At 66.7% G+C, this 12922-nt stretch carries 13 protein-coding genes; 6 read left to right on the forward strand and 7 right to left on the reverse strand.

The features are described from left to right. Positions 1 to 67 precede the first annotated feature (67 nt). A complete protein-coding gene (locus H8S47_RS04090; RefSeq protein WP_187502643.1) occupies positions 68 to 2215 on the forward strand; it encodes an AsmA family protein in 2148 nt (715 codons plus the stop codon). Between the two features lie 291 nt (positions 2216 to 2506). Here H8S47_RS04090 and H8S47_RS04095 read toward each other — a convergent pair whose 3' ends face one another. Further along, a complete protein-coding gene (locus H8S47_RS04095; protein WP_187502644.1) occupies positions 2507 to 3331 on the reverse strand; it encodes an inositol monophosphatase family protein in 825 nt (274 codons plus the stop codon). Between the two features lie 90 nt (positions 3332 to 3421). On the opposite strand from H8S47_RS04095, the gene H8S47_RS04100 reads away from it, so the two are divergent. Both H8S47_RS04100 and H8S47_RS04105 read left to right on the forward strand, forming a co-directional pair. Beyond that, complete coding sequence (locus tag H8S47_RS04100; protein ID WP_187502645.1) at positions 3422 to 3958, forward strand: peroxiredoxin; 537 nt, start codon at positions 3422 to 3424, stop codon at positions 3956 to 3958. 107 nt (positions 3959 to 4065) lie between these two features. Next, positions 4066 to 5109 carry a GGDEF domain-containing protein gene (locus tag H8S47_RS04105; protein ID WP_187502646.1) on the forward strand — a complete coding sequence of 348 codons (1044 nt, stop codon included), beginning with the start codon at positions 4066 to 4068 and terminating at the stop codon, positions 5107 to 5109. Positions 5110 to 5542: 433 nt separating this feature from the next. Here H8S47_RS04105 and H8S47_RS04110 read toward each other — a convergent pair whose 3' ends face one another. Then, positions 5543 to 6160: a YbhB/YbcL family Raf kinase inhibitor-like protein gene (locus tag H8S47_RS04110; protein ID WP_187502647.1), complete on the reverse strand. Its 618-nt coding sequence runs from the start codon at positions 6158 to 6160 to the stop codon at positions 5543 to 5545. Positions 6161 to 6163: 3 nt separating this feature from the next. Continuing rightward, positions 6164 to 6673, reverse strand: coding sequence for a hypothetical protein (locus tag H8S47_RS04115; RefSeq protein ID WP_187502648.1), 510 nt, complete (start codon positions 6671 to 6673; stop codon positions 6164 to 6166). Positions 6674 to 6754: 81 nt separating this feature from the next. On the opposite strand from H8S47_RS04115, the gene H8S47_RS04120 reads away from it, so the two are divergent. Both H8S47_RS04120 and H8S47_RS19010 read left to right on the forward strand, forming a co-directional pair. Beyond that, positions 6755 to 7183 (forward strand): DUF1810 domain-containing protein, encoded by a 429-nt coding sequence (locus H8S47_RS04120; protein ID WP_187502649.1) that lies wholly within the window; start codon positions 6755 to 6757, stop codon positions 7181 to 7183. A 66-nt stretch (positions 7184 to 7249) separates the two neighbouring features. Beyond that, a complete protein-coding gene (locus tag H8S47_RS19010) occupies positions 7250 to 7375 on the forward strand; it encodes a hypothetical protein (protein ID WP_259457500.1) in 126 nt (41 codons plus the stop codon). Positions 7376 to 7535: 160 nt separating this feature from the next. Here H8S47_RS19010 and H8S47_RS04125 read toward each other — a convergent pair whose 3' ends face one another. After that, positions 7536 to 8183 (reverse strand): DsbA family oxidoreductase, encoded by a 648-nt coding sequence (locus H8S47_RS04125; RefSeq protein ID WP_187502650.1) that lies wholly within the window; start codon positions 8181 to 8183, stop codon positions 7536 to 7538. Between the two features lie 98 nt (positions 8184 to 8281). Here H8S47_RS04125 and H8S47_RS04130 point away from each other — a divergent pair, with 98 nt between their 5' ends. Next, entirely contained in the window at positions 8282 to 8869 is a 588-nt protein-coding gene (locus H8S47_RS04130) for an alpha-ketoglutarate-dependent dioxygenase AlkB (RefSeq protein WP_214654925.1), read from the forward strand. Between the two features lie 10 nt (positions 8870 to 8879). On the opposite strand, the gene gyrB is transcribed toward H8S47_RS04130, so the two are convergent. The 3 genes from gyrB to H8S47_RS04145 all read right to left on the reverse strand — a co-directional run bounded on the left by gyrB (position 8880) and on the right by H8S47_RS04145 (position 12918). Continuing rightward, a complete protein-coding gene (gene gyrB, locus H8S47_RS04135; RefSeq protein ID WP_398457600.1) occupies positions 8880 to 11411 on the reverse strand; it encodes a DNA topoisomerase (ATP-hydrolyzing) subunit B in 2532 nt (843 codons plus the stop codon). Positions 11412 to 11494: 83 nt separating this feature from the next. Then, a complete protein-coding gene (locus tag H8S47_RS04140) occupies positions 11495 to 12178 on the reverse strand; it encodes a Fe2+-dependent dioxygenase (protein ID WP_187502653.1) in 684 nt (227 codons plus the stop codon). Then, a complete protein-coding gene (locus tag H8S47_RS04145) occupies positions 12172 to 12918 on the reverse strand; it encodes a tetratricopeptide repeat protein (RefSeq protein ID WP_187502654.1) in 747 nt (248 codons plus the stop codon). Before H8S47_RS04145 ends, H8S47_RS04140 begins: the two co-directional genes overlap by 7 nt. Positions 12919 to 12922: the final 4 nt, after the last annotated feature.

Here is a 12922-nt window from a genome sequence, read left to right on the forward strand (position 1 = left end):
CGCAAATATCAACCGTCGCGGACCCCGCATTGTGGAACTCGCGCGATTGCCATGCGATAGGGCCTGCATGGACGCCAGCCCTACGCCGCCGATCGACGCCCCCTCCCCGGCTCCCGCGCCGGCGCCGATTGCGGTCGAGACGCGAAAATGGCGCAAGTGGCGGATCATCCGCAACATCCTGCTGGGGATCGTCGCGGTCATCGTCGCGATCTGGCTAGTGCTGTATATCACCAAGGGGCGCTTCCTGAAGCATCCGTTCGAGCGGGTCGTCGGGTCGCTCACCCACCGGACGCTGACCGTGCGCGGCGATTTCCAGCTCTATTTCGCGCCGTTCCGGATCAAGCTGTACGCGGAGAACTTCACACTCTCGAACCCCGATTGGGCGAGCCGGCCGAACCTGTTCCGCGCCGACAAGCTCGACACGCGGATCGCGCCGCTGTCGCTGATCTTCGGCAAGCGGCGGCTCTACTGGCTCGATCTCGTCAACGGCGACGTCGATCTGGAGTGGAACAAGGCGCACAGCGCGAATACGTGGACGTTCTCCGAGAAGAAGGGGGGCAAGCCGCTCGAGTTTCCGCGGATCGACGTCGCGACGGTGACCGGCACGTCGGTGCGCTATCTCGACCCGCGGATGCGGATCGTCGCGGACCTCAATATCGCCGACATCCGATCGGTCGACGCGACGATCGGGCGCGCGGTCGGGCTGACAGGACGAGGCCGACTGCGCGAGACGCCGTTCACGCTGACCGCGCAACTGCTGTCGCCGGATGCGACCGCTAATCGCGGCCAGAACATGCTGGTCGCGCGGGCGCGGGCGGCGGGCAACATCATCGACGTCGCGGGGACGCTGCCGAGCATCGCCGATGTCGAGAACGTGCCGCTGGCGGTTACCGCGCGCGGCGCCAACCTGTCGACGCTGCTCGGCATCATCGATGTCGCGATTCCGAACACGCGGAAATACAAGTTGCGCGCGCAGCTCATCAAACAGGGTGACGAGTACGCCTTTACGCGACTGCGGGGTATCGCTGGCCGGACCGATCTCGCGGGCAAGCTGACGATCGTCAATGGCGAGCGCATCCATCTCGACTCCGTGCTGACGACGAAGAGCCTCGACATCATCGACGCGGCGCCGTTCATCGGCTTCAATCCCGACATCGTCGAAACGCGCGGCGCGGTGGCGGCGGCGGCGGCGACGGGCGCCGCACCGCAGCGCCTGTTGCCCGACGGGAATTTGCCGGTCGCGACGATGCAGATCTTCGATGCGGACCTGAAATGGACGATCGGCAAGGTAAAGTCGCGTAACCTGCCGATCTCCAACGTCGACCTGACGCTTGATCTGGAGCGCGGGCGACTAGCGCTGTCGCCGCTTACCTTCTCGATGGCGCGCGGCAACGTGGCCTCGGACGTCATCTTCGATACGCGCGCGCGACCCAGCGCGGTGTCCTACGACATTCGTCTCGCACCGACACCACTGGGCCAGCTGCTCAAGGGCTATGGGCTGACCGAGGCCGGGACGACCGGGACCGTCAAGGGTCGAATCAAGCTCGACGGGCGTGGCGACTCGATCCACGATTCACTCGCGTCGTCGCGGGGGCGGATCGCGTTCGTGCTGCCATCGGGGGCGCTGTCGGTCCGCAACGTGCAGCTCGCCGAACTCGACATTGGCACGTTCGCGCAGCGGATGTTCCAGGGGAAGCTCGACGAGCCGGTGCAGATGAACTGCGGTTTGGTCGGCTTTACCGTCCGCGGCGGCGTTGCGGCGGCGGATCCGATCCTGATCGACACGCGCAAGAACGTCATCGTCGGGCGCGGCGGGTTCAGTTTCCGCAACGAGGCGGTCGACCTCGCATTTCGCGCGGATTCGAAGAAGTTCAGCCTGTTCGCGGGGCAGTCGCCGGTGAGTGTCGGCGGGATGTTCGCCGCGCCGAAGCTGCAGGTAATCTCGAAGGACCTGCTGGCGCGCGTCGGCAGCGGGCTCGGTCTGGCACTGGTGGCGACGCCGGTGGCGGGTATCCTGGCGTTCGTCGATGTGGGCGATGCGAAGTCGACGGCGTGCGGACCGGTGCTGGCAGGGGCAACCGCGGCGGCGCAGCGGACGACAAAGGGGGAGGCGCGCGATGATGTCGGGCGCGGGACGACGGCGAAGGCCGAGGACGGGAAGCCGACCCGCTCCGAGGGCAAGGCACAGCGGAAGAAGTTTCTAGGGATTTTCTGAGGGCGCGGGGGCTAACCGTGCGGTCCCCTCCCTAGATCGCCCATCCTGGCATCAGGCTGGCGCCGTTGCCGATCGTTGGGCGCGCGTGGATGGCTAGCGTTCCGCGTCCATGGGTCCCGGCGTCCGCCGGGATGACGGACCAAAGTGCGAGTAGGAGGCGAAGCGGTTTATGCGCTTCTGCTCCCTTCCCGCTCGCGGGAGGGGTCGGGGGAGGGGATCGCCTCGCGGGCCGGACGCCGGTACGTACGTCGTGCCCTCCCCTAGCCCCTCCCGCAGGCGGGAGGGGGACTTTTAGTGGCCGTGCCCATGGTCTTGTCCATGCTGCAACCGGTGCATCGCCTCGAGCACGTCGTCCATGCGGGCGGGGTCGCCGATCGCCAGCACATGGCCTTCGCTTGCCGCGGTCAGCGGGTCGCCGTTCCAGTCGCACATCATGCCGCCGGCGCCTTCGACCACCGGGACCAGCGCGGCAAAATCGTAGATCTTGAGGCCGGATTCACAGACAACATCGAGATGGCCGCTCGCGAGCAGGCCGTAATTGTAGCAGTCGCCGCCGTACACCGGGCCCTGCCTCGGGTTGCCGCCGGAGATCGCTGCGACCAGCGCCAAATACGGCTGCACGTCGTCTTCGTCGAAGAGGTGCGGGCTGGTGGTGGCGATCGTCGAACCCGCCAGTTCGCGGCAGGCGCGCGTTCGGACGGGCACGCCGTTGAGCGTCGTCGGCCGCCCGGCGACGCCGACCCAGCGCTCGCGCTGGACCGGCTGGTCGATGATCCCGAGCACCGGCCAGCCATCCTCGACCAGTGCGATCAAAGTCCCGAAGATCGCGCGGCCGACCGTGAAGCTGCGCGTGCCGTCGATCGGGTCGAGCACCCATTTGCGGTTGGTGACGCCGGCCTTCTCGCCGAACTCCTCGCCGACGATCCCGTCGCCCGAGCGCTCCGCGTCGAGCAGGCGGCGCATCGCCGATTCGGCCTCGCGATCGGCGCGCGTGACGGGGGACTGGTCGTCCTTGATCTCGACGCCGTGCTCGTGGCGGAAATAGGGTCGGATGACGTGGCCCGCAGCATCCGCGAGGCGGTGCGCGAGGTCGATATCGGCTTGGGTTACTGGCATGCCCCCTGCCTATCGGTCGCAGCCGCAGGGAGCAATGGACGGAACGCCTGCGTCGGCGTAGGTCGTTGCAATTCAACCGGAGTATCGTCCATGCGCCTCGTCCAGACTCTCGCCGCCGCCGCCTTCCTCGCCGCAACGCCCGCGTTCGCCGCACTCGCGCCCGGTGCCAGGGCACCCGACTTCACGACGCGGGGCGCGATCGCCGGCAAGGTGTTCACGGTCCACCTCGCCGAGCAGCTCAAAAAGGGCCCGGTCGTGCTGTATTTCTTCCCGGCGGCCTATACCGGCGGCTGCAACGCCGAGGCGCATGCGTTCGCCGAGGCGATCCCGGCGTTCACCAAGGCGGGTGGCACGGTGATCGGCATGTCGGCCGACAACGTCGAGACGCTCAGCAAATTCTCGGCCGAGAAGTGCGCGGGCAAATTCGCGGTCGCCAGCGCCGGCCCGAAGGTCGTCACCGGCTATGACGTCGCACTCGGCAAGCAGATTGCAGGCCGCGACGTGACCAAGCGCACCAGCTACGTCATCGCCAAGGACGGCCGCATCGCGTTCGTCCATGACGACATGAACCCGGCCGAGCACGTTGCGACGACGCTCGCCGCGGTCCAGAAGCTGACGGGAAAATAATCGAGCAAATCATCGATCGTCACCAAACCGGCAAATACCTGCCGGTTTGGTGACTGTATGCTAACGTTTTCCGGTCTATCTTCGGTATGGAGGACTCGGAGAATACCATGCGGGACGCGCGAGCACGAAGATCGGCCTCGAAGCCGGGGCGGGACACCACGCTGTTCGAGCGAATCGGCCGGTTTCTCGACGCCCAGGGCTTGAGCCCCGATCCTGCACATTATGATTTCGCGTTCGCCATACTTTCGGCGCCGGACGAGCCGCTCGCCAGAGCGGTCGCAAGACTGACCGAAGACGGCGTCCGCCTGACCCGACGCGACATCGAACGACTCGGCGGACAGGTCGTCGAAGGCTCTCCCCCGGTTCGATCGCGCCAGGCTAATTCCGAGTCGGATACCGAGGTCGACGCCGCCATCGCGCTGGTTGCCGAGACTCAGCAGCATGTCGACGGGTTCGCGCAGATCATGCGGACGATGCAGGCCGAAACGCGCGGCTTCGGGCGTGACCTGGAGCAGAGCGCGGCAGCGATCACGCAACTGGCCGAAATCGACGAGATCACGCGGATCACCAGCACCATGATCGCCCGCATCCGCGACAGCGAGGTCAGGCTGGCGGAAGCGACCGCCGAGACGGAGACGTTGCGCGCCAAGCTGGTCGAGGCGCTGGACAGCGCGCGGCGCGACGTACTCACCGGCCTGCCGAACCGACGCGCGTTCGAAGAGGCGTTTGCGGCACGCGATCTGGCGGCCGGGCCGCACTGCCTCGCGGTGTGCGACATCGACCGGTTCAAGCACGTCAACGACGTTCACGGCCACGGCGTCGGCGACCGGGTGCTGACCGCGATCGGGCAGGCGATGGCGACCGAATGCGCGCCGCATCTGGTCGTCCGCCATGGCGGCGAGGAGTTCGCGGTGCTGCTCGGCGGGCTGAGCCTGAGCGAAGCGGCGGAACTGCTCGACTCGGTGCGCGCGATCGTGGCCGCCAAGCGCTTTCGCAACCGCGACACGGACATGCCGCTCGGGATCGTCACCTTCTCGGCCGGGATCACCGCGATCCACCCCGAGGAAACCGCCGAGACTGCGTTTTCCCGCGCCGATCGGCTGCTTTACACCGCCAAGGCCGCGGGTCGCGACAGGGTCTGCGCCGGCTGATCCCGCAAATTGGCGCGATTTACGACGGACGTGTGGTGCGGTTTCCCAACTCGGCGACCATTAAAAAGAAAAGTCGGCGTAGATCAGCTAGTTAAGAAACTGGCACGAGCCGTGCAAAGCATTCGATATCGGGGGCCGGATGGTCCGACACCCCGCCAATCGAAGGAAATCCCCATGTCGTTCCGTTTCGAAACCGCCCAGCGCATCGCTCTCTCGTTCGTCGGCGCAGTGTTCTTCGCAGCCATCGCTGTCAGCGCCGCTACGCCGATCATCCCGATTGTCTGATCCTGGCGCCTAACTCAACATTCGGAGAGCAATCATGGGTCGCAGCGTTCTTATCGGCCTCGCCGCCTTTTCCACCACCATCCTCCTGATCGTGACGCACACCGGCGTGACACTCGCCTGAACCCCGAAGTTTGAACGACAGCAAGGTTCAGGCAGGTACGCCCAGTCCGACAGGTCCGACCGGTACCTCCTCCTCCCGCGAATATGTTCCGATCAGCAGCCCAGCCGCCAACACATGGCCGGTAATGGCTTCGATCACCGCCGAGCGCCCGGGTGTCGCGCCGGCATCCCCTGCCCCCGCACCGATCGCGAACAGCTGGAATGCGTAACGGTGCTCGCCATGCCCGCTAGGTGGATCGAGTGGCAGCCAGCCCTCGCGCAGGTATGAATTGCGCCCCACGTCGCGCCCTGAAGCGTCGCCCGCGTCGTCGGCAACGATCGCGCCCTCGGCCAGCCGCCCCGCATCGGCTTCGAGGCCCCAGATTATCGCGTGCACCAAAGGCTGCGGCGTCGGCGCGTCGGCATCCTCGACGATCAGGACCATGCGCTCGGTCCCGACCGGCGGTTCGCTCCAGACGAGCGGCGGCGATACGCCCTCGCCATCCGCGGTGAACCGTGGCGGCAGACGAGCCTCATGCGCGAACGCCGGGCTGGTCAGGTCGAGCGTTTCGAAATTCCCGCCGAGCTGGACGATCGCGAGCTTGTCGGCACCGGCGCGCAGACCGCTCATCGCATGGCCGAGCCAGGCGGGGATGTGTTCGAGCATGACTTATCCTTCCGAGGGACAGGTTTCTGCGCGGCGCACGGGTGCGGCGCCGTCGTACCAATCGCTTTTCGTGCCCATGGTTTCCGCGTCATGATAACAGACCTGCGTCCTGCCGCGCTTAGGATCGACGATCACGGTCCAATTGCGATCGCCGCAATTATGCTGCTCGCAGCCCCAGGCCGCGACGCGATCACCGACCTTGAACACCGGCGTCTCGGGACCGGACCGACCGCGGATCGTCGCACGCAGTTTCGGATCGCCGACCGCGGTGACGAGCCCCGATGCGACGTCGGTACGATCGTAAAAGTCGACGCCGCCGACCGCGTCGTGCGGATATTTGCCGACATAGGCGGTGATCGGCGTGGTCTGCGCCTGTCCGGGAATCGGCGTCGGCGCGCGTGTTTGCGGCGGCGTATAATTGCTTGCGGCGAGCGTGTCGGTCGGGTCTTCCTTCTTGCCGCACCCGCCCAGCAGGGGCAGCGCGAGCACCGCGATCGCCATCATCGTCTTCATGCGCCATCCTCTTCGTTGGTGGATCAACGTATCGGCGCATGTCGGGGTTGCGTCGAGCCGAGGTGCGACCATTTCGAGCGTATGGATCATGATCTCGATCGCTTCGTCGCCGCGCAGGACGGCGTGTATCCGCAGGCCCTCGCCGAGCTGCGGCGTGGCGCGAAACGCAGTCACTGGATGTGGTTCGTGTTTCCGCAGATCGCCGGGCTCGGCCAGAGCGCGATGGCGTGGACCTATGCGATTGCGGATGCGGACGAGGCGCGGGCGTATCTGGCGCATCCGGTGCTGGGGGCGCGCCTGATCGAAGCCACCTCGGCGGTGACGGGGGCACGAGGCTCGGCGAAGGCGATCCTGGGCGGGATCGATGCGGTGAAGCTGCGCTCGTCGATGACGCTGTTCGCGGCGGTCGCGGACGATCCGGCACCATTCCGCGCGGCGCTGGAGCGGTTTTTCGTCGGGGCCGACGATCCTGCGACGCTCGACCTGCTGCGTGGGACGCCGAATCGATAAGATGGGGGCATTGGCGGCAACGCGTGTAGTGTGACTGCGGGGCCTTCCGCCCCATGAGGTGCCGTGATGGCGAAGAGCCAGAAGAAATCCAGCAAGGAAGTGCGCAAGCCCAAGGCCGAAAAGGCACCCAAGGCGAACGCGTCCAACCCGACCACCAAGGGCAAGCCCGTCGAGATGACGACGCTGAACTGAGGCGCTGAACTGAGGGGGCGAGCCGGGGCCGGCCTAGGTGTGATCTTTCACCGGGTAACGCCGGGGTGGCGCCCGTCGCTCGGGCCGATCGGGCGCGGCGCGGTTGGCGCGAGGCTGGGCGGACTGCAGTCCACCCCATCCCGGGATCGGGCGGACCGGATCAGCCGGCTGCGGCGATCCGGCGTAGCGCCTGTTCGAAGACCTCGACCGGCTGGCCGCCCGAGATCAGATGCCGGTCGTTTATCACGATCGCCGGCACCGCATTGATCCCGCGGGCGCGCCAGAGCTCCTCTGCCGCGCGGACCTCGTCGGCATAGCGTCCGGACCGCAGCACCTCTTTGGCGGCGACCGAATCGAGCCCGGCCCTGGTCGCGGCATCGACCAGCACGCGCGGATCGCCGAGGTCGGCATTGGCGGTGAAATTGGCCGTGAACAGCGCGTGCTTGAGCGCCGCCTGCCTCCCTTCGATCTGCGCCCAGTGCAACAGGCGGTGCGCGTCGAACGTGTTGTAGATCCGGCTTGCGTCGGTCATCGCCATCGTGAAGCCGAGGTCGCGTGCACGCTCGACGATCATCGCGCGATTGGCCGCCGACTGCTCGCGGGTCGAGCCGTATTTCTCCGCGATATGCTCGCCGATGTTCTGGCCACCGGCCGGCATCGCCGGATTGAGTTCGAACGGCTGGAAGACGATCTCGACATCGAGCACATCCGCCGCGCGGGCCACGGCCTCCTCCAGCGCGCGCAGGCCGATGATGCACCACGGACAGGCGATGTCCGACACGAAATCGATCTTGAGATGGGCGGTCATGGCAGTCTCCGGGATGCGCGCTTCGCCGTAGATGGCAGCGGCTGGGTCGGCAACCGCGGGGCTTTCGGATGGGTGCGTCGCGTTCCTACATGCCGTCGATGACAAACCCGACTGCGGATCTTTTCGGCACTCCACTCCTCCCCGGACTCGCGTACCGCGACGCGTTGATCGACCTGGACGAGGAGGCGATGCTGATCGCCCGGATCGACGAGCAGGACCTGGCGCCGTTCCAGTTCCAGGGCTGGCTGGGCAAGCGGCTGACCAGGTCGTTCGGCTGGCATTATGATTTCGACACGAGCCAGTTCGGCGCCACCGATCCGTTGCCCGACTGGCTGCTGCCGATCCGCCAGCGCGCCGCCGCGTTTGCGCAACTCCCGGAGGAGGCGCTCGTCCAGGCTTTGTTGATCCGGTATGATCCGGGGGCGGGGATCGGCTGGCATCGCGACCGGCCGGTGTTAGAGCATGTCGTCGGCGTTTCGCTCGGCGTGCCGGCGACGATGCGGTTCCGACGGCGCAAGCCGGGCGGTTTCGACCGCGTTGCCGTGCCCTTGCCGCCCCGCTCGGTCTATCATCTCAGCGGCGAGGCGCGGCATGACTGGGAGCACAGCATCGCCGAGATGGAGGTGACGCGCTGGTCGATCACCTTCCGCAGCTTCACCGCCAGCGCGCGGCCAGGCCGGCGCTGACGGTCGAAACTCAGACGTCGAGGTTGGCGACGTTGAGCGCGTTGTCCTGGATGAACTCGCGGCGGGGTTCGACGACTTCGCCCATCAGCTGGGTGAAGATCTCGTTCGCGCTCTCGGCGTTGACCGCGGTGACGCGGAGCATCGAGCGGACCGACGGGTCGAGCGTGGTTTCCCAGAGCTGTTCAGCGTTCATCTCGCCGAGACCCTTGTAGCGCTGGATCGCGAGGCCTTTCCGGCCAGCGGTCAGGATCGCGTCGAGCAGGTGGCTCGGGCGCGAGACCTGCGTCGAGCCGCGTGTCGCGACGACGGTCGCGGAGCCGATCACGCCGGCACCGGTTTCCGCGCCCTCTTCAGCCTCGGGCTCTTCGACCTGCGCGGCCTTGCTTGCGGGGACGAGGTTCGAGGTGTGGGCGTAGCTCTCGGCGTGCTCGCCGGACAGAGCGTGCAATTTGCGCGCTTCGGCCGACACCAGGAAGCTGGCCTCGATGATGTGGTGGTCGGTCACGCCGCGCCACGCGCGCTGGAAGTGGATGCCGCCGTCTTCGGTTAACACCGCGGTCCAGCGGGCATCGCCGTCGTCGAGTTCGAGACGACGCGTAACGACCTGCAGCCGCGAGGTGCGATCCTCGACCGACGCCTCGGGATCGAACACGCCGCCGAGCGCGAGTGCCTCGATCATCCCGGCGTCGTAGCGCTTCGGAACGTAGCGCATCAGCGTCCGCATCCGGCGCGCGTGATCGACCAGATCCTTCAGGTCGCGGCCCGAACGACCGCCACCGGGGCCGTCGAGCACCATCGTATTGACGCCCGCATCGACCAGATACTCGTCCAGCGCCGCGTCGTCCTTGAGGTAGACCTCGGACCGGCCCTTGGTCGCTTTGTAGAGCGGCGGCTGGGCGATGTAGAGATAACCACCCTCGATGATCTTGGGCATGTGGCGGTAGAACAGCGTCAGCAGCAGCGTGCGGATGTGCGCGCCGTCGACGTCTGCGTCGGTCATGATGACGATCTTGTGGTAGCGCAGCTTGTCCGCGTTGAAGTCGTCGCGGATGCCGGTGCCCATCGCGGTGATGAGCGTGCCGATCTCGCGGCTCGACAGCATCCGGTCTTCACGGGCGCGCTCGGTGTTGAGGATCTTGCCTCGGAGCGGAAGGATCGCCTGGAAATGGCGATCACGGCCCTGCTTGGCCGAACCGCCAGCCGAGTCGCCCTCGACCAGGAACAGTTCGGACTTGGCGGGATCGCGCTCCTGGCAGTCGGCGAGCTTGCCGGGCAGCGAGGCGATGTCCATCACGCCCTTCCGGCGCGTCAGTTCGCGGGCGCGCTTGGCGGCTTCGCGGGCGGCGGCGGCGTCGATGATCTTGGCGACGATCGCTTTCCCGTGCGCGGGGTTCTCTTCGAGCCATTCCGCCATCTTGTCGGCCATCAGGCTTTCCAAGGGCTGGCGGACTTCGGACGAGACGAGCTTGTCCTTGGTCTGGCTGCTGAACTTCGGATCGGGCAGCTTGACCGAGACGATCGCGGTGAGACCCTCGCGCATGTCCTCGCCAGTGAGCTGGACCTTTTCCTTCTTCAACATGCCGGATTTCTCGGCATAGTTGTTGAGCGTGCGGGTCAGCGCGGCGCGGAACGCGGCCATGTGCGTGCCGCCGTCGCGCTGCGGGATGTTGTTCGTGAAGGCGAGGACGTTCTCGTAATACGAGTCGTTCCACTGCAGCGCGACGTCCATCGTCACGTCGTCGCGCGTGCCGCTGATCGCGACCGGCTCGGGCATCAACGGCACCTTGGCGCGATCGAGATACTTCACGAACGCGGCGATCCCGCCTTCGTAATAGAGCTCGACGGTCTTCAGTTCCTCGTGCCGGGCATCGGTGAGGAACAGGCGGACACCCGAGTTGAGGAACGCCAGTTCGCGGTAACGATGTTCGAGCTTGTCGAAGTCGAAATCGGTGATCTTGAAGGTGGCGGGCGACGGGAAAAACGTGACGCGCGTCCCCTTCTGGCCATCGGTGGCGGGGCCGACGACCTTCAATGGCGCGACCGCATCGCCGAATGCGAAGCGCATGTAATGCTCTTCGCCGTTGCGCCAAATCGTCAGGTCGAGCCATTCGCTGAGCGCGTTGACGACCGAGACGCCGACGCCGTGCAGGCCGCCCGAGACCTTGTACGCGTTCTCGTCGCTGGTGTTCTCGAACTTACCGCCGGCGTGGAGCTGGGTCATGATGACCTCGGCTGCCGACACGCCTTCCTCGGTGTGGATGCCGGTCGGAATGCCGCGGCCGTTGTCAGTGACGCTGACCGAGCCATCGGCGTTGAGGACGATGTCGATCCGGTCGCAATGCCCGGCGAGCGCCTCGTCGATCGCGTTGTCGCTGACCTCGAACACCATGTGGTGGAGGCCAGAGCCGTCGTCGGTATCGCCGATGTACATGCCGGGGCGCTTGCGCACCGCGTCGAGGCCCTTGAGGACCTTGATCGAGTCGGCGCCGTAATCGCCCATGTTCGGGAGGTTGGGATTATTGGATTCAGGGTTGGATGCCATGCCCAGCATATAGGCATCCGGGGGCCGAAACGGAAGCGAAATGGCCTTCGGCGTGGTGGGGTACGGGCGGAACGAAGCGAACGTCAGGCGTCGGCCCAGCGGCGCAGCAGATTGTGGTACACGCCGGTCAGCCGCACGGTCGCCGGATCGCCCTGCCCTTGCGCGGCCGCGACCGCCTGCACGCCCTGGTCGAGATCGAACAGGATCCGTCGCGCCCCGTCGTCGCGGACCATCGACTGCAACCAGAAGAACGACGCGACGCGCACGCCGCGCGTCACCGGTGCGACGCGGTGCAGGCTGGAGGCGGGATAGACCACCATGTGGCCGGCGGGGAGCTTGACCGATTGCGGGCCGAACTGATCCTCGATCACGAGTTCGCCGCCGTCGTAGGTCTCGGGATCGGCGAGGAAGAGCGTGGCGGACAGGTCGCTGCGGATGCGGAAGTCGGAACCGCGCTTGATCCGGATCGCAGTGTCAACGTGCAGCCCGAAATCCTGGCCGCCGGCATAGCGGTTGAACAGCGGCGGGAAGACCTTCAGCGGCAGCGCGGCGGCGACGAACAACGCGGAGCGACCGAGCGCATCGAGGATGATGCCGCCGGCCTCGCGCGAAGCAGCGGAATCCTCGGGCAATTGCTCGTTGCGCTTGGCGAGCGCGGATTGCTGGCCGGAGGTCGCGTTGCCGTCGATCCACTCGGCCGCATCGATCAGCGCTCGGACGCGCGTGACCTCGGCCGGATCAAGCACGTCGGGGATGGCGATCAGCATCGTGAACCCTCACGCAACGCTGCCACGCCGGAAGTCCGGAGCGCCGGGATATCGCTTGCGGCGAGCCATGCTTCGGCCTTGGCCAGGAACGCCGCGTTGCCCCGTGCGCCTGCCTGTTTCAGCCACGCCAACGCCATCTCGATCTCCCCCGCCGCGCCGAGCATCCGCGCGTGATTGAAGCAGCCGCGAAAATCGCCGCCTTCCGCCGCGCTCGCATAGCATGCCGCGGCGTGCGCCAAGTCACGCTCGCAGGCCCAGCCGTCTTCCGCAAAACTGCCGACGAAGTTGATCGCCTTCGCACTGGCGAGCCCGGAGTCCATCGCCGCGACCTTCTCCAGCAACGCCAGCGCGGACGGCTTGTCCTCGGCAACGCCGTCACCCAGCGCGAGCAGCGTTGCGTAATTATACATCGCCCAGTCCAGCCCGCGCTCGGCCGCGATCCGGTAGCACTCGGCCGCGCGCGCCTTGTCGACCGCCGTCCCCCAGCCGAGATCGTAACAGCGCCCGACCATGTTGAGCGCCATCACATGATGCTGCGCCGCGGCCTTGATGAACCACCCGAGCGCCGCCTGCGGGTCCGCCGCGACGCCGGTACCGTCTAGCAACATTTGCCCGTACACCGCCTGCGCCTCGGCAACGCCCGCGTCCGCGGCCTCGCGCACGAACGCCGCGCGCTCCTCGGGACTTCCGGAGAGGCGCGCGGCGATGGCGTCGGGCGTGAGGGTATCGATCGCCGTCATGCCG

The organism is Sphingomonas albertensis (assembly GCF_014358075.1).
Classification (GTDB): Bacteria; Pseudomonadota; Alphaproteobacteria; order Sphingomonadales; family Sphingomonadaceae; genus Sphingomonas; species Sphingomonas albertensis.

Coding starts and splice junctions, on each gene's coding strand:
- H8S47_RS04120 (WP_187502649.1), top strand. CDS start 6,755: ATGGATCATGATCTCGATCGCTTCGTCGCCGCGCAGGACGGCGTGTAT.
- H8S47_RS04105 (WP_187502646.1), top strand. CDS start 4,066: ATGCGGGACGCGCGAGCACGAAGATCGGCCTCGAAGCCGGGGCGGGAC.
- H8S47_RS04095 (WP_187502644.1), bottom strand. CDS start 3,331: ATGCCAGTAACCCAAGCCGATATCGACCTCGCGCACCGCCTCGCGGAT.
- H8S47_RS04125 (WP_187502650.1), bottom strand. CDS start 8,183: ATGACCGCCCATCTCAAGATCGATTTCGTGTCGGACATCGCCTGTCCG.
- H8S47_RS04115 (WP_187502648.1), bottom strand. CDS start 6,673: ATGAAGACGATGATGGCGATCGCGGTGCTCGCGCTGCCCCTGCTGGGC.
- H8S47_RS04140 (WP_187502653.1), bottom strand. CDS start 12,178: ATGCTGATCGCCATCCCCGACGTGCTTGATCCGGCCGAGGTCACGCGC.
- H8S47_RS04100 (WP_187502645.1), top strand. CDS start 3,422: ATGCGCCTCGTCCAGACTCTCGCCGCCGCCGCCTTCCTCGCCGCAACG.
- H8S47_RS19010 (WP_259457500.1), top strand. CDS start 7,250: ATGGCGAAGAGCCAGAAGAAATCCAGCAAGGAAGTGCGCAAGCCCAAG.
- gyrB (WP_398457600.1), bottom strand. CDS start 11,411: ATGGCATCCAACCCTGAATCCAATAATCCCAACCTCCCGAACATGGGC.
- H8S47_RS04130 (WP_214654925.1), top strand. CDS start 8,282: ATGACAAACCCGACTGCGGATCTTTTCGGCACTCCACTCCTCCCCGGA.
- H8S47_RS04090 (WP_187502643.1), top strand. CDS start 68: ATGGACGCCAGCCCTACGCCGCCGATCGACGCCCCCTCCCCGGCTCCC.
- H8S47_RS04110 (WP_187502647.1), bottom strand. CDS start 6,160: ATGCTCGAACACATCCCCGCCTGGCTCGGCCATGCGATGAGCGGTCTG.
- H8S47_RS04145 (WP_187502654.1), bottom strand. CDS start 12,918: ATGACGGCGATCGATACCCTCACGCCCGACGCCATCGCCGCGCGCCTC.